Source organism: Pseudomonas sp. NPDC087814 (genome assembly GCF_044742865.1).
In the GTDB taxonomy this organism is placed as follows: domain Bacteria; phylum Pseudomonadota; class Gammaproteobacteria; order Pseudomonadales; family Pseudomonadaceae; genus Aquipseudomonas.
On record NZ_JBIUVK010000002.1, the window covers coordinates 241,945 to 257,388 of the forward strand.

Genomic DNA, 15,444 nt, shown 5'->3' on the forward strand with positions numbered 1-15,444 from the left:
GTCCCATCAATTCAGACGAAGTTTGTTTTCAGCCATGGCGTACATCGGCCGCCACACAGCGCGGTTGAACGCCACCACGAAGATCGACATCACCACCACGCCCAGGGCGATCTTCGGGAAGTCGCCGGCCGCGGTGGTCTGGGCGATGTAGGCGCCCAGCCCGTGGGCGACCACGTTGTCGTGGCCCCAGGACACGTACTCGGACACAATACTGGCGTTCCAGGCACCCCCCGAGGCGGTAATGGCGCCGGTGACGTAGTACGGGAAAATCCCCGGCAGCATCACCTTGCGCCACCACAACCAGCCGCGAATGCGGAAGTTGGCGGCGGCTTCCTTGAAGTCATTCGGGAACGCGCTGGCTCCGGCGATCACGTTGAACAGGATGTACCACTGGGTGCCCAGCACAATCAGCGGGCTCAGCCAGATATCCGGGTTGAGGTTGTAGTGCAGGATCACGATGACGAACACCGGGAACAGCAGGTTCGCCGGGAAGGCCGCAAGGAACTGCGCCAGCGGCTGGATTTTTTCCGCAAGCGCAGGGCGCAAGCCGATCATCACGCCCAGCGGCACCCAGATCAGCGAGGCGATCAGGATCAGGCCGACCACCCGCAACAACGTGATCAGCCCTAGCACGAATACATGGCCGACTTCGGCCAGGGTCACTTCGGTGCCGACGTACTGCACGATGTGGTACAGCGCATAAGCGGCCAGCAGCGCGATGAGTGCGCCCCATACCCAGTCGATCACTTTTGACGCTTTCGGGGTTTCTGCCGGCAGCGCCTTGAGTGCACCGCCCGCCAGGCTGAAGCGCTTGTTGCCAATGCGGCTGATGGCGCGGGTGACAGGCCGCAGGATGCGCTGGACGATGCGCGTGCGCTGGATCAGGTTCAGCAGCCAGGATTGCGGCGCGGCACCCTGGGAGGCGGTGGTCTCCATGCGGAACTTGTCGGCCCAGGCCACCAGTGGGCGGAACAGGAACTGGTCGTACATCAGGATGACCACAATCATCGCCAGGATCACGTAGCCCACGGCGTGCAGGTCTTTCTGGGCAATCGCCAGGGCCAGGTATGAGCCCACGCCCGGCAAGGTGATGGTCTTGTCGCCGACGGTAATGGCCTCGGAGGCGACCACGAAAAACCAGCCGCCGGACATGCTCATCATCATGTTCCACACCAGCCCGGGCATGGCGAAGGGCACGTCGAGCTTCCAGAACCGCTGCCAACCGGAAAGTCGCAGGTTGGTCGACACTTCCACCAGGTCATGGGGCAGCATGCGCAGCGACTGGTAGAAGCTGAACGTCATGTTCCAGGCCTGGCTGGTGAAAATCGCAAAGATGGCCGCGAACTCCGCGCCGAGCACACGCCCGGGGAACAGCAGCAGGAAGAACGTCACTGTGAACGAGATGTAACCCAGCACTGGTACTGATTGCAGGATGTCGAGCACGGGCACCAGCAGTTTCTCGGCGCGCCGGCTTTTGGCGGCCAGGGTGCCGTACAACAGGGTGAACACCAGCGCTGCAACCATCGCCGCCAGCATGCGCATCGTGGTGCGCATCGCGTATTCCGGCAGGTTGGCCGGGTCCAGCGAGATCACTTCACTCTGCAGGGTGGCGATAGGCGCCCAGGTTTCCCGCGCAGTGATGGAGAAAAACAGTAAAAAGCCGATCACCAGGGGCAGGGCGACCAAATCCCAGCGGTTGGGTAGCAAGCGCAATGTGGATGCAGGGATGTAGTGACGGAACACTCTTTTCATAGGCAGTCATTCCTGCAGCGTTCAGGTTCAGGGGCGTGATGGGAGTGAGCTTAGCTGCTGCACGAATGACCCACCGAGAAGGGCGGGCGCTGTTTTCGCGAGTCAGGGGCAACGAGGCGTTGCTGGCGGGATTGTACGTTTCTGAATGTTACAAGCGCATAAATTTGCTGTCAGTTTCCTGTACGAACGGCGACTAGGGCGTCGGCGCCCCGGTCGTCGCTCGGCGGTTATTCAAACCGCAGGATCACCCTGCGATTGTGTTTGCTCTTCTTCTCGATTTTTTCGCAGAACACCCGGCCGATTTCCTCGGTATTGGTCACATGGGTGCCGCCGCAGGGCTGGATATCGATCCCGGCGATTTCAATCACCCGTACTGCCCCCTGGATGACCGGTGGCGCCACCGCCTGGGTGCGAGTGATCTGCAGCAGGGTTGAATACTCCGAGGCGGGCATGGACAGGGTTTTCACCCCATGAGCCTGTTCGATCAAGGCATTGAGGTCACGGGTGATGGTCTCTTTGTCGAGGGTCATTTCCGGCAGGTCGAAATCCAGGCGGCCCTTGTCGGCGCCGATGCTGCAACCGGTCACCGGAGCGTCGATGATCGAGCACAGGAGGTGCAGGCAGGTGTGCATTTTCATGTGCTGGTAGCGACGTTCCCAGTCCAGGCTGGCGTCTACCTGCATCCCGGCGGCCAGTTGCTCGGGGCAGTGTTCTACCTGGTGCCAGATGATCGAGCGCAGCACCGGGTCACGCACGGTGCCGGTGATGTCGACGCGGCTGCCGTCGGGCAGGATGAAATGGCCGGTGTCCCCCGGTTGGCCGCCGCCGGTGGGGTAGAACAGCGTGTGCTCCAGGGCGATTCCCTGTTCGCTGACGGCAATCACCCGCGCACTGAAGGCATTCTGGTAAGGCGCGCTGTCGAACAGCGCGAGGGTTTCCATGGTGTGCACGGACATGTTCAACCTCCGACGATCAGTGGGCTGGCTTGCAGCAGGCGACGAACCATCGCGCTCAAGCCAGGAGGAGATAGCAGGGTGATTTCAAATTCGGGCCCGGTCACTTTCAGGTTCAGCGGCAGGCGCGGCGGGTAGGCGTTGGTTTCGATGTGCCGCAGGCGGAATTGCAGGTGATGACGTTCCTTGACTGTCGGCTCCAGCAGCAGGCCGGGCAGGGGATGAAAGTCAGCGTCCAATACCGTCACCTTGTGGCTGGCGTTGACTTCGCCCACCACGTGCAGGCGTTCGTCGAGGGCAAACGCGCCGAGGTAATTGCTGTGGTCCGACTCATCGTTTTTCTGCAACTGGATCTGGTTGACCACCTTGACCTTGGTGCCGGCCGGCACGTCCTGGGTGATCACGCAGGACGGACTGATGAACACGTTGTCACCGATCAGCACGTAACCGAGCACCCGCGCGCCGGAGCCGACTTCCACGTTGTTGCCCAGCCGCGGGTGGCGCTTGCCGTCCGGGTTGTTGGCGATGCCCCGGGCGCCGAGAGTCACGCCGCAGAGGATGTAGCAGTCGTTGCCGATCTCGCAGGTTTCACCGATGACCGTGCCGTAACCGTGGTCCAGCACAAAGCGCCGGCCGATCCGCGCCGCGGGGTGAATTTCGGCGCCGGACAGGATCTTGCCCTGGTTGCTCAGCTTCAGGGCGATGGCGGAAAACACGCCGTTGTTCTTGTCCGGGAAATTCCACACCAGGTGGGCCATGCGGTAATACAGCACGGCCTTGAACGAGGCGTAGGACTCCAGGATCAGCTCTCCGCGCCCACGGGACGCCGGGTCGCGCCAGGCATAGGCGATCAGGTCTTCGGCCACCGCCTGGGCCGCCGCCTGGATCAGCGGCGCGAGATGCGCCTCCAGCTGCTTCAACTGCGCAGGCGTGAGCGTGGTGATGAGGTGGGTGAGCAACTCATCGTGCAGTTGTTGCATGTCGATAAAGCCCCCCATGGAGGCACCCCCGCAATAGTTGTTATTCAAAACAGGGCAGATAGCTGTCGGCACTGTCGTAGACCATGGTCAGCACGACGGTGTCGGTGGGCAGCTCCGGCGCCAGCTTGGCGATGGCTACCATGTTGGCGGCCGACGACAGCCCGAGGCTGATGGCGTCGGTGCGCATGATGCGTTTGATCATGTCGAGGCATTCCTGGCGCGACACCTTGAGCATCCCGTCAATGATCGCGACGTTGAGAATGCTCGGGATCAAGCCGATCGACAGGCCCTGGATATGGTGCGGCGCATGGCGGTCGCTGAGCAGGTCGCACTCTTCCGGCTCCACCCCTATCACGCGGATCGCCGGCCAGGTGCTCTTGAGGGTTTCGCCGATGCCGGTGATATGGCCCCCGGTGCCGATGCCGCTGACGAAGTAGTCCACACGCAGCTCGCCGAAGGCGCGGATGATTTCCCGGGCGGTGGTGTCACGGTGGGTCTGCGGGTTGGCGCCGTTGCGCTGCTGGTTGAGCATCACGTAGCTGGGGTTTTCCAGCTGCAGCTCCATGCACTTTTCGCCGTGGGAATTGTTGCCCAGGCGGCTGTCCGACAGCACCACCCTGGCGCCGTACAGGCGCAGCAGTTTCTGCTTCTCGGGGCTGTAGTTGTCGGGGATCACCAGCACCACTTTGTAGCCCAGCACGTTACCGGCCATCACCAGGCCGATGCCGGTGTTGCCGCCGCTGGGCTCGATGATGGTTTGCCCTGAGCCACGAATCAGAATGCCCCGGCGCTCGGCGTCGAGGATCATGCCCAGGGCGATGCGTGCCTTGTGGCTACCGCCGGGGTTGAGGGATTCCAGCTTGGCGTAGACCTCGATGCCGAGGTCTTCGGAAAACTGTTCCAGGCGCACGATGGGCGTTTGGCCAATGGCGTCGAGTATCGAGTTATGCAACATCAAGTAAGAGCCCATGGCCGCTGATCAGTACAAAGGCATGTCGGGTTCGACGTCGCGAACCCAGTGTTTCATGCCACCTTGCAGTACTTTGGTGTTGGCGAATCCGGCGGCCAGCAAGGTGCTGGCGGCTTGCTCCGCGCGGGTCCCGGCGTAGCAGATGAGGTAGTGGGTGTTGTCGCGGCTGAGGTTGGCGAGTTGCCCGTCGAGCTCGGCCAGCGGGATGTGCACCACCCCCGGCAACTTGCACACTTCCAGCTCGCTGGCGTCCCGCACATCCAGCAGTACGTCGGCCTTGCTGTGTTGCTCGAGCAGTTGCTTGAGCACCCGCGGCTTGATGTAGCGCTCTTCAGCCAGGGAAGGTTGGCTTGGCATGGCGTCGGCGCAGACGGCGGGGGCGATGGTTTGGCTGTGGCGTAGTTCCGAGCAGCAAGGGCAGTCGGCGCGGCGCTTGAAGCGGATCTCGCTGAACTTCATCGCCAGCGCATCAAAGCGCATCAGCCGGCCCGAGAGTGGTTCGCCAATGCCGATCAGCAGCTTGATCGCCTCGGTGGCCTGGATCATCCCGACCACCCCGGGTAATACGCCGATGACCCCGCCGGCGCTGCAGTTGGGCGCCAGTTCCGCCGGTGGTGCCTGGGGAAACAGGCAGCGATAGCACGGCCCGCCTTTATAGTTGAGCACGCTGATCTGCCCGTCGAAGCGGTAGATGGCGCCGTACACCAACGGCTTGCCCAACTGCACGCAAGCGTCGTTGACCAGGTAGCGGGTTTCGAAATTGTCGGTGCCGTCGATCACCAGGTCATAGGCGCCCACCAGTTCCAGGGCGTTGTCGGTGTTGAAGGCGGTGTCGTAGGTGTTGATCTGGATGTGGCTGTTGAGGTCCTGCAAGCGCTGCTTGGCGGACTCGACCTTGGGCAGGCCCAGGGTGCTGTTGCCGTGGACGATCTGGCGTTGCAGGTTGCTGCTTTCCACCACGTCGAAATCCACCAGCCCCAGGGTGCCGATGCCGGCTGCCGCCAGGTACAGGCTGATGGGCGAGCCGAGGCCGCCGGTGCCGATGATCAGCACGCGGGCTTTCTTCAGGTTCAACTGGCCTTCGCGGCCGACGCCGGGCAGGGTGATGTGGCGCACGTAGCGCTGCACTTCTTCGTTGCTCAGTTGGTCGACGTCCATGCCGCCGGAAGTGGCCAGCAACACTTCGATTTTGGCTTTTTCGGGCAACCGGTCGTTGGCGTCGATCAGTTCCTCTTCGGCGGTGAACAGGAAGTGTTCCTTGAGCTGGTTGTTCTCGTAGAGCAGGTGCGCCCGCAATTGCGGGTGCTCGATGCAGAGGTTTTCAATGACTTCGCGCAATGTCGATCCGGCACCCTCGAGGGTCGATGCTGGCAGCTTGGCCACGCGGACCAGGATGTCGGGGAAAGAGACAGCGTTCATGCACAACTCCGTTTGCAGGTCGTTGAAGGGTTTTTGGGCGAAGTGTTTGCCATCCCAGGCAAACAGCTTGGAACCTTGGGTCTTGCCCTGGCGAACATCCACCACCAGGTAGCTTACGGGGTAGATCGGCTCGCCCATGAAAAGGGCCTTGTCCTGGTCTTCGTCGCTGAAATACGCGCCGACGTCAGGGTGGGAGTGGTAGATCACCACCACCGGGTTATCACTGCGAAACGCCTTGTTCATCATCAGCGTGTCGGCCACCGAAAAGGTGTAGCCGTTGGCGGCGCTGCGTGAATACATATCCGGGTTCTTGCTGTGCAGCTCGTTCTGGATGTTGCTGCCCAGGTACACGCTGCCATCGGCGAAAACGAAACCGCAGCATTCCTCGGGGTAGCTGCGGTCGGCGTGGGCGTAGATCTGCTCCAGTGCGCTTGGGCTCAGGACCTTCATCTCAGTTTTTCTTCGCCAGGAGCTTTTCGATGGGCAGCTTGGTGATGGCAAAGCCGGCCAGCAGGATCGCCGAATACATCATCAGGTCCCTGGAAATCTGCACGCCCTCGTACCAGGCCCCGATGATCACCGCGAACACCGGGAAGATGATGAACACGAAGGACAAAATGATCGGGCTCAGGCGCTTGAGCAGCATGAAATACACGATAAAGCCGCCCACCGAGGCCACCAGCCCGAGGTAGAACAGCGCACTCCAGGAACGCAGGGTGATGTCTTCAAAGGTCGGGGTTTCAAACCACAGCCCGGCGACAAACAGCATCAACCCGGCGATGCCGATGGGCAGCGTGTTGTAGGTGATAACGCTGATGGCACTGCCTTGTTTCTTGGTAATCACGTAGCACAAGGCGTGCATGATCGCGGCGGCGAGGATCGCCAGCACGCCGAAGAACTCGGCGTGGTCCAGGTGCAGGCCCTGGCTCTTGATGATCATGTACAGGCTGCCGAACCCGATGGCGATGCCGATCACCTGGGAAAAGTAGATGCGCTCGCGCAGGAACAGCGCGGAGAAAATCAGGATAAACACCGGCATGCAGCTGAACAGCAGCGCGGTGAGGCCGGACGAGACATGCATTTCGCCGTAGTTGAGCAGGTAATACGGAACGCTGAAGTAGGACAGCGTCACAAACACGAAGAACCAGCGGCTTTCCCGGGGAAACAGGATCGGCTCGCGGCGCACCCAGGCGAAACACAGGAACAGCGGAAACGCGATCAGGAACCGCAGCCCGGCGGAGGTCAGCGGTGGCACGCTTTCCACGGCGATCTTGATGCCCAGCCAGGTAGTGCCCCAGCTGAGACACACGATCAGGAACATCACACTGGTAATCAGCCCGGCCAACCACTGCTTGTGAGTTTTTGTTTTTTCAGCATTTTCGAGAACGGCGGACATTGGCATCGTGACATTGCTTCCATGAGACCGAATTGACCTCTATATTGAGTGCCATGATTCGGTGATTGAACCCGTAAAAGCACACTATTAGGGCGAATGATGGCTGTCAAAACAAATATTGACATGGTGTCAATTATGCGAGAAGGACTCTCCAACGGGCAGGGCGTGAAGTACAAGCGCCTGTCCGATGTCATGGAGCGAGGCATCCTTGAAGGCTTGATTGAACCGGGAAGAAAACTGCCGCCTCATCGGGTGCTTTCCGACAATCTGGGGGTCACCATTGGCACCATCAGCCGCGCCTACGGCGAGCTGGAACGCCTGGGGCTGGTAGTGGCGCGGGTCGGCGACGGCACTTTCGTACGCAAGCGTGGGATGGAGCGCCAGCGGGATGAAGGCTTTCGCAACTTCAGCGACGAGCCGCGACAATACTTTGATATGAGCCGCAACATGCATATCCCGGGACAGGAGACCACGTTTCTGGCCCAGAGCTTCCAGACGCTGGCGAACAACGCCAAGTTCTTGCAGGACATCAGTGCCTACACCCCGGATGCCGGGCTGCCGCGTTACCGGGCGGCGGGTGCGCAGTGGCTGGTGCAGCGGGATTTCCACCCGATTCCCGAGCAGGTGATTTGCGTGAACGGCGGCCAGCATGGGTTGCTCTGCGCAATGATGGCGCTGTTGCGAGCCGGCGATACGGTGGTGACCGAACAGTTGACCTATCCAGGGCTGATCACCGCCGCGCGCATGCTGGGCATCCGCCTGATCGGCCTGGAAATGGATGAAGAAGGGCTGCTGCCGGGGGCGCTGGATGAAGTCTGCCGCAATCACCGGGTTTCGGCGTTGTACTGCACGCCGACCATCCAGAATCCTACGACAGCGGTGCTATCGGTCCCGCGCCGTGAGGCATTGGTGAAGGTCTGTCGGGAACACAACCTGCTGATTCTCGAGGATGAGGCCCACGGTGTGCTGGTGGAAGACCGTCCGCCGCCCCTGAGTCATTTTGCCCCGGAGCGTACGATTCTGATCAGCAGCCTGAGCAAGGCGGTATCGGCAGGCTTGCGAGTTGGGTACGTGCATGCACCGCCGGCGCTGGTCAGCCGGATTTCTGCGGCCTTGCGTTCCACCTGCTGGATGGCCACGCCGGTCACCCTGGAACTGGCGACCCAGTGGATCGAAAACGGCACGGCGGAACACCTGTTGCACCAGCAGATCCAGGAAATCAGCCGCCGCAAGGCACTGGTGGAAGGTTTGTTGATCGGGCTGGAGTACCGCACTCACCTGAACAGCCCGCACTTCTGGATCGAAGTCCCGGAGCCATGGCGCGCGTCGGAAATCGAGGCGGAGTTAAAGCAGAACAATTACCTGATTGCGACAGCCGAAGCGTTTGCCGTGGGGCAGACGGCGGTGCCGCAATTCATTCGGGCGAGCATCTGCAATACGTCGGGGGATGATCAGTTGCTGCTGGATGGGTTCGATGCGCTGGCGACGGCGCTGGGGCAGGGCGGGGGGCGGTTTCACCTGTGAACCCAACAGCTTGTTGTGAACATGACCCCTGTGGCGAGGGAGCTTGCTCCCGCTGGGCTGCGAAGCAGCCCCAAAGCCATTCACTAAATACCAGTCGTCTGGTTTGCGACTGCTGCGCAGTCGAGCGGGAGCAAGCTGCCTCGCCACAGAAGCTCCCTCGCCACACAAGCACCTTGGCCAGCGCGCGGAGTTACTTGAACCGCCGCTCCACCCCTTTCTCCACCAGTATCTTCGCCGAAATCTCTTCCACCGAAAAATGCGTGGAATTGATGTGCGCAATATTTTCCCGGCGGAACAGATTTTCCACCTCCCGCACTTCAAATTCGCACTGCGCATAGCTGGAGTAACGGCTATTGGGCTTGCGCTCGTTGCGAATCGCCGTCAGGCGGTCCGGGTCGATGGTCAGCCCGAACAGCTTGTGCTGGTGCGCGCGCAGGGCGCTCGGCAGCGTCAGGTGCTCCATGTCGTCTTCGGTCAGCGGGTAGTTGGCCGCGCGAATCCCGAACTGCATGGCCATATAAAGGCAGGTCGGCGTCTTGCCGCAGCGGGACACGCCCACCAGGATCAAATCAGCCTTGTCGTAGTAGTGGGTGCGGGCGCCGTCGTCGTTGTCGAGGGCAAAGTTCACCGCCTCGATCCGCTCCATATAGTTGGAGTTATGGCCAATGGAGTGAGATTTTCCGACAGAGTATGACGAATGTTCACTTAACTCTTGTTCCAGCGGCGCCAGGAAGGTAGAGAAGATGTCGATCATGAAACCATTGGAGGTGGCGAGGATCTCACGAATGTCCTGATTGACGATGGTGTCGAAAATGATCGGACGAAATCCGTCTTTTTCGGCCGCCAGATTGATTTGTTGTACCATGGCTCGCGCTTTATCCACGCTATCGATATAGGGTCGCGTGAATTTGCTGAAGGTAATGTTTTCGAACTGCGCCAGCAGGCTTTGACCCAGGGTTTCGGCTGTAATGCCGGTGCCGTCGGAGATAAAGAAAGCAGATCGTTTCATTTGAGCCTTGGGCCTTAAGCTGATGACGAATCTTGGATATGATAGGCGCGATTTTGCCGTCCCGCAGTGGGCCGCATTCTCACTTATTTTCCAGGTCCAGGCCACAAACGCCGGTAACCGCTCCTACTGAGCCGCCGGCGTCCTGAGCTTTTCCAACACAGAAAGTGGAGAGATCACCTTGGTAGAGTACGTAGTTTCCCTCGATAAGCTCGGCGTCCATGATGTAGAGCACGTAGGGGGCAAGAACGCATCCCTGGGCGAGATGATCAGTAATCTTGCGGGCGCCGGTGTATCGGTGCCAGGTGGTTTTGCCACCACCGCCCAGGCTTACCGTGATTTCCTCGAGTTGAGCGGCCTCAACGATCAGATCCATGCCGCCCTCGATGCGCTGGACGTCGATGACGTCAACGCCCTGGCCAAGACTGGCGCCCAGATCCGTCAATGGATCATGGAAGCCGAGTTCCCCGAGAAGCTCAACGCCGAGATCCGCACCGCGTTTGCCACGCTGTCGGCCGGTAACCCCGACATGGCTGTCGCCGTGCGCTCCTCGGCCACCGCCGAAGACCTGCCTGACGCCTCCTTTGCCGGCCAGCAAGAAACCTTCCTGAACATCCGCGGCGTGGAAAACGTGATCCGCGCAGCCAAGGAAGTGTTTGCCTCCCTCTTTAACGACCGTGCTATTTCCTACCGCGTGCACCAGGGTTTCGACCACAAGCTGGTGGCCCTCTCTGCCGGTGTGCAGCGCATGGTGCGTTCGGAAACCGGCACCGCCGGCGTGATGTTCACCCTGGACACCGAATCGGGCTTCCGCGACGTGGTGTTCATCACCGGCGCCTACGGCCTCGGCGAAACCGTCGTACAAGGCGCGGTGAACCCGGACGAATTCTACGTCCACAAACACACCCTTGAAGCCGGCCGCCCGGCCATCCTGCGCCGCAACCTGGGCAGCAAGGCGATCAAGATGATCTACGGCGACGAGGCCAAGGCCGGTCGCTCGGTGAAAACCGTTGATGTCGACAAGGCCGAACGCGCGCGTTTCTGCCTGACCGACGCCGAAGTCAGCGAATTGGCCAAACAGGCGATGATCATCGAGAAGCACTACAAGTGCCCGATGGACATCGAATGGGCCAAGGACGGTGACGACGGCAAGCTGTACATCGTCCAGGCCCGCCCTGAGACCGTGAAGAGCCGCACCTCGGCCAACGTCATGGAACGCTACCTGTTGAAAGAAACCGGCACCGTGCTGGTGGAAGGCCGTGCCATCGGCCAGCGCATCGGCGCCGGCAAGGTGCGGATCATCAAGGACGTGTCCGAGATGGACAAGGTCCAGCCAGGCGACGTGCTGGTCTCCGACATGACCGACCCGGACTGGGAACCGGTGATGAAGCGCGCCAGCGCCATCGTCACCAACCGTGGCGGGCGTACCTGCCACGCGGCGATCATCGCCCGCGAGCTGGGGATTCCGGCAGTGGTCGGTTGCGGTAACGCCACCCAACTGTTGAAAGACGGCCAGGGCGTGACCGTGTCCTGCGCTGAAGGCGACACCGGCTTCATCTTCGAAGGTGAGCTGGGCTTCGATATCAAGCAAAACTCCATCGACGCCATGCCCGACCTGCCGTTCAAGATCATGATGAACGTCGGCAACCCGGACCGCGCCTTCGATTTCGCGCAATTGCCGAACGCCGGTGTGGGCCTGGCCCGCCTGGAGTTCATCATCAACCGCATGATCGGTGTGCACCCCAAGGCTCTGCTGAACTACGACGGCCTGCCGCCGGACATCAAGGAAAGCGTCGACAAGCGCATCGCCGGCTACAACGACCCGGTGGGCTTCTACGTCGAGAAGCTGGTGGAAGGCATCAGCACCCTGGCAGCGGCGTTCTACCCGAAAAAGGTCATCGTGCGCCTGTCGGACTTCAAGTCCAACGAGTACGCCAACCTGATCGGCGGCAAGCTTTACGAGCCGGAAGAAGAAAACCCGATGCTCGGCTTCCGTGGCGCCTCGCGCTACATCAGCGAAGCCTTCCGTGACTGCTTCGAGCTGGAATGCCGCGCCCTCAAGCGCGTGCGCAACGAGATGGGCCTGACCAACGTCGAAATCATGGTGCCGTTCGTGCGCACCCTGGGTGAAGCGAGCCAGGTGGTGGACCTGCTGGCTGAAAACGGCCTGTCCCGTGGCGAGAACGGCCTGCGCGTCATCATGATGTGCGAGCTGCCATCCAATGCCATCCTGGCTGAAGAATTCCTGGAGTTCTTCGACGGCTTCTCCATCGGTTCCAACGACCTGACCCAGCTGACCCTGGGCCTGGACCGCGACTCCGGGATCATCGCCCACCTGTTCGACGAGCGTAACCCTGCGGTCAAGAAGCTGCTGGCCAACGCCATCCAGGCGTGCAACAAGGCCGGCAAGTACATCGGGATCTGCGGCCAGGGCCCTTCCGATCACCCGGATCTGGCCAAGTGGCTGATGGAGCAGGGCATCGAAAGCGTCTCGCTGAACCCCGATTCCGTACTGGAAACCTGGTTCTTCCTGGCTGAAGGTCAAGCCCAGGCGTAATACGCAACACCCAAAAGTGCCGGTCAACCTTGCGGTTGGCCGGCATTTCTCATTCTGTACAGGGCGGAACTCCTTCCGGACGCCGCCCTTTTTTGTGCAAGAGCATTATGCAAAGCAGCAGCAACCTGTTTCCCGTCGCCTTGATCAGCGCTGAGCGTCGTGGCGACCTGAGTGAAGATGTGTATCGGCTAAAACCCGGCAACAGCCCTGACGGTACCGTCGAGCTGGCCGTGACCCGCCTCGGCCTGGCTGACGTCCCGGAAAACCGGGGCGTGCCGGTGGTTTTGTTGCATGGCAGTTTTTCCAACCGCCGCTTCTGGTACTCGCCCAAGGGGATCGGCCTGGGCGCCTACCTGGCGCGCGGAGGGTTTGACGTCTGGATCCCGGAAATGCGCGGTCACGGGCTGTCCCGGCGCAACCAGGACTACGCCAGGAATCGTGTCGCCGACTATGCTCGCTACGACTTGCCGGCCATTGCCGCCTTCGTGCGTGAGCAAAGCGGGCAGATTCCCCACTGGATCGGGCATTCCCTGGGTGGCACAACCCTGGCTGCGGCCCTGGGTGGGCAGCACCTTGGCGCGCCGGCAGTGGCCTCGGTGGCGCTGTTTGGCTGCCAGGTCAGTCGCACGCATTGGCCGTTGAAGTTGCCACCGGTGGAGTGGACCGGTCGCCTGCTCTTGAAACGTTTCGGCCAATTGTCCGGCGCTCGGTGGAAACGCGGCCCAGAGGACGAGCCGGCGGGTGTATTGATTGAAGCCATGCGCTGGAATGGGCTGTTCGGCCGCTTTGGCGAAGGTAAGCAGGATTGGTGGAAGGGCCTGGCCGAGGTTGACGTGCCGCTGTTGGCGGTGAGCGCCGCCGACGATCACCAGGACCCGGACTGGGCCTGTCGCAAGCTCTTTGAGCAGGTCGGCTCCGAGCATCGCCAATACCTGTGCCTGGGGCGCCAGCAAGGGTTCAGCGGGGATTTCGGGCATGTCGAGATGCTCGTCAGCAAGGCCGCCCAGGCTGAAGTGTGGCCGCTGGTGACGCGCTGGTTGAAAAATCCGCTTACACCTTTGCTGGGGGCGCAGGCGCAGGAACTGGCAGCGGTTTGAGCGCGAGGCTCTATCAGGGGCGTTTCGCTTGTTTGCCGTAGAGGCTAAGATATGACGCGTTGGGTGGTTCTGGTCATATTCAGTCGCGCAGTGGGTCTTGCGTTGCTATCCGATGGGCCTGACTATTCGGCCCGGATTAAAGAACCTTCACGGCAAAGCGTTTCCAGATGTAAGTAAACAGTGGGATGTTTGACACCTTCTTTCACCTACAGGAGTTTCTCGATGAACCATTACCTTACCCCCGACCTGTGTGACGCCTATCCGGAGCTGGTGCAGGTGGTTGAGCCGATGTTCAGCAATTTCGGCGGCCGGGACTCCTTTGGTGGCGAGATCGTGACCATCAAGTGCTTTGAAGACAATTCCCTGGTCAAGGAACAAGCCGAGCTCAATGGCGCCGGCAAGGTGCTGGTGGTCGATGGTGGGGGTTCCCTGCGCCGCGCGTTGCTGGGCGACATGATCGCCGAGAAAGCCGCGAAAAACGGCTGGGAAGGGCTGGTGATCTACGGCTGCATCCGCGATGTCGACGTAATCGCCCAGACCGACCTGGGCGTGCAGGCCCTGGCCAGCCACCCGATGAAGACTGACAAGCGCGGTATTGGCGATTTGAACGTGGCGGTGACATTCGCCGGCGTGACCTTCCGCCCGGGCGAGTACGTGTACGCCGACAATAACGGTGTGATCGTCTCCCCTAGCCCGCTGAAGATGCCTGAATAAACAGCAGTAGCCGACAGGGGTGAGGATGTTCGAGGAAGAAAACGCGCAGTGGGGGCTGGTGCATGCCCTGGTGCTGGACGGTAAAGGTGGTGCGCGTTCGATTGCCCGGACAGAGCTTGATGAGCTGCAACTGCAGCCTCAGGAAAGCCTGTGGCTGCATTGGGACCGTAGCCATCCCCAGACCCAGACCTGGTTGCGCAAATCCAGCGGCCTCAGCGAATTCGCCTGTGACCTGCTGCTGGAGGAGAACACTCGCCCACGCCTGTTGCCGCTGCCGGATGCCGAACTGCTGCTGTTTTTGCGCGGGGTCAACCTCAATCCCGGCGCCGAACCGGAAGACATGGTCTCGGTGCGGATCTTTGCCTCGGCAGCGCGGGTGATTTCCCTGCGTTTGCGCCCATTGCGCGCCACCGACGAGTTGCTGGTGCAACTGGCAGACGGCAAGGGGCCGAAGACTTCCTCGGAACTGGTCCTGTATATGGCGCAGTACCTGACCAACAAGGTTCAGGATCTGGTCAGCGACTTGTCCGAAATCGTCGATATCGAAGAAGAAAAACTGGATGCCGACGAACGGTATACTCCGGAGCACGGCAGCGTTTTGCAGATCCGTCGGCGCGCCGCCGGGCTTAAACGTTTCCTGTCGCCGCAGCGGGATATTTTCGCGCAGTTGACCCGGATCAAATTGCCCTGGTTCTGTGACGACGATGCTGACTACTGGAACGAATTGAACAACAGCCTGACCCGCTACCTGGAAGAGCTTGAGCTGGCCCGGGAGCGCGTGGGGCTTGTGCTGGAGACCGAAGACCGGCGTTTGAGCCTGCGCATGAACCGCACCATGTACCGCTTCGGGATCATCACCGGGATCTTCCTGCCGATGAGTTTCCTGACCGGTTTGCTGGGCATCAATGTAGGCGGAATTCCGTTCTCTTCCAGCCCTTACGGGTTCCTGATTGCTTGCCTGATGATGGTCACGGTGGCGGTCGGGCAATGGTGGTTGTTTCGACGGTTACGTTGGGTTTGAGCTGAATGTGACCTGAACGTGGAAAGAGGTCATGTGACCCGAAGAATTTTACCCT

Annotated in this window: 12 protein-coding genes; 5 read left to right on the forward strand and 7 right to left on the reverse strand. The window is 60.9% G+C overall.

The features are described from left to right. Window positions 1-6 precede the first annotated feature (6 nt). The 6 genes from ACIOMR_RS03180 to ACIOMR_RS03205 all read right to left on the reverse strand — a co-directional run bounded on the left by ACIOMR_RS03180 (window position 7) and on the right by ACIOMR_RS03205 (window position 7,419). Entirely contained in the window at window positions 7-1,752 is a 1,746-nt protein-coding gene (locus tag ACIOMR_RS03180; protein ID WP_003214988.1) for an ABC transporter permease subunit, read from the reverse strand. 227 nt (window positions 1,753-1,979) lie between these two features. Continuing rightward, window positions 1,980-2,708 carry an alanyl-tRNA editing protein gene (locus ACIOMR_RS03185; protein ID WP_003214990.1) on the reverse strand — a complete coding sequence of 243 codons (729 nt, stop codon included), beginning with the start codon at window positions 2,706-2,708 and terminating at the stop codon, window positions 1,980-1,982. 2 nt (window positions 2,709-2,710) lie between these two features. Next, window positions 2,711-3,703 carry a serine O-acetyltransferase gene (locus tag ACIOMR_RS03190; protein WP_401192134.1) on the reverse strand — a complete coding sequence of 331 codons (993 nt, stop codon included), beginning with the start codon at window positions 3,701-3,703 and terminating at the stop codon, window positions 2,711-2,713. Window positions 3,704-3,725: 22 nt separating this feature from the next. Next, window positions 3,726-4,640 carry a PLP-dependent cysteine synthase family protein gene (locus ACIOMR_RS03195; protein WP_134327635.1) on the reverse strand — a complete coding sequence of 305 codons (915 nt, stop codon included), beginning with the start codon at window positions 4,638-4,640 and terminating at the stop codon, window positions 3,726-3,728. Window positions 4,641-4,664: 24 nt separating this feature from the next. After that, window positions 4,665-6,524: a molybdopterin-synthase adenylyltransferase MoeB gene (gene moeB, locus ACIOMR_RS03200; RefSeq protein WP_401192137.1), complete on the reverse strand. Its 1,860-nt coding sequence runs from the start codon at window positions 6,522-6,524 to the stop codon at window positions 4,665-4,667. A 1-nt stretch (window position 6,525) separates the two neighbouring features. Next, window positions 6,526-7,419 (reverse strand): DMT family transporter, encoded by an 894-nt coding sequence (locus ACIOMR_RS03205; protein ID WP_166742189.1) that lies wholly within the window; start codon window positions 7,417-7,419, stop codon window positions 6,526-6,528. 150 nt (window positions 7,420-7,569) lie between these two features. Here ACIOMR_RS03205 and ACIOMR_RS03210 point away from each other — a divergent pair, with 150 nt between their 5' ends. Further along, window positions 7,570-8,994: a PLP-dependent aminotransferase family protein gene (locus ACIOMR_RS03210; protein WP_102370226.1), complete on the forward strand. Its 1,425-nt coding sequence runs from the start codon at window positions 7,570-7,572 to the stop codon at window positions 8,992-8,994. A gap of 190 nt (window positions 8,995-9,184) precedes the next feature. Here ACIOMR_RS03210 and ACIOMR_RS03215 read toward each other — a convergent pair whose 3' ends face one another. After that, the gene (locus tag ACIOMR_RS03215; RefSeq protein ID WP_003215001.1) at window positions 9,185-10,003 is read right to left on the reverse strand and encodes a pyruvate, water dikinase regulatory protein; all 819 of its coding nucleotides are present in this window, start codon (window positions 10,001-10,003) and stop codon (window positions 9,185-9,187) included. Between the two features lie 178 nt (window positions 10,004-10,181). Between ACIOMR_RS03215 and ppsA the strand changes: the two genes are divergently transcribed. The 4 genes from ppsA (at window position 10,182) to ACIOMR_RS03235 (ending at window position 15,389) form a co-directional block, all read left to right on the forward strand. Further along, entirely contained in the window at window positions 10,182-12,557 is a 2,376-nt protein-coding gene (gene ppsA, locus ACIOMR_RS03220) for a phosphoenolpyruvate synthase (RefSeq protein ID WP_003215003.1), read from the forward strand. A 107-nt stretch (window positions 12,558-12,664) separates the two neighbouring features. Continuing rightward, window positions 12,665-13,654: an alpha/beta fold hydrolase gene (locus ACIOMR_RS03225; protein ID WP_401192141.1), complete on the forward strand. Its 990-nt coding sequence runs from the start codon at window positions 12,665-12,667 to the stop codon at window positions 13,652-13,654. Window positions 13,655-13,876: 222 nt separating this feature from the next. Beyond that, window positions 13,877-14,368 (forward strand): ribonuclease E activity regulator RraA, encoded by a 492-nt coding sequence (gene rraA, locus ACIOMR_RS03230; RefSeq protein ID WP_003215007.1) that lies wholly within the window; start codon window positions 13,877-13,879, stop codon window positions 14,366-14,368. Window positions 14,369-14,393: 25 nt separating this feature from the next. Then, window positions 14,394-15,389 carry a zinc transporter ZntB gene (locus tag ACIOMR_RS03235; protein WP_003215009.1) on the forward strand — a complete coding sequence of 332 codons (996 nt, stop codon included), beginning with the start codon at window positions 14,394-14,396 and terminating at the stop codon, window positions 15,387-15,389. The last annotated feature ends 55 nt before the right edge of the window (window positions 15,390-15,444 follow it).

Coding starts and splice junctions, on each gene's coding strand:
- ACIOMR_RS03210 (WP_102370226.1), top strand. CDS start 7,570: ATGGCTGTCAAAACAAATATTGACATGGTGTCAATTATGCGAGAAGGA.
- ACIOMR_RS03235 (WP_003215009.1), top strand. CDS start 14,394: ATGTTCGAGGAAGAAAACGCGCAGTGGGGGCTGGTGCATGCCCTGGTG.
- ACIOMR_RS03225 (WP_401192141.1), top strand. CDS start 12,665: ATGCAAAGCAGCAGCAACCTGTTTCCCGTCGCCTTGATCAGCGCTGAG.
- moeB (WP_401192137.1), bottom strand. CDS start 6,524: ATGAAGGTCCTGAGCCCAAGCGCACTGGAGCAGATCTACGCCCACGCC.
- ACIOMR_RS03190 (WP_401192134.1), bottom strand. CDS start 3,703: ATGGGGGGCTTTATCGACATGCAACAACTGCACGATGAGTTGCTCACC.
- rraA (WP_003215007.1), top strand. CDS start 13,877: ATGAACCATTACCTTACCCCCGACCTGTGTGACGCCTATCCGGAGCTG.
- ACIOMR_RS03185 (WP_003214990.1), bottom strand. CDS start 2,708: ATGTCCGTGCACACCATGGAAACCCTCGCGCTGTTCGACAGCGCGCCT.
- ACIOMR_RS03195 (WP_134327635.1), bottom strand. CDS start 4,640: ATGTTGCATAACTCGATACTCGACGCCATTGGCCAAACGCCCATCGTG.
- ACIOMR_RS03180 (WP_003214988.1), bottom strand. CDS start 1,752: ATGAAAAGAGTGTTCCGTCACTACATCCCTGCATCCACATTGCGCTTG.
- ACIOMR_RS03215 (WP_003215001.1), bottom strand. CDS start 10,003: ATGAAACGATCTGCTTTCTTTATCTCCGACGGCACCGGCATTACAGCC.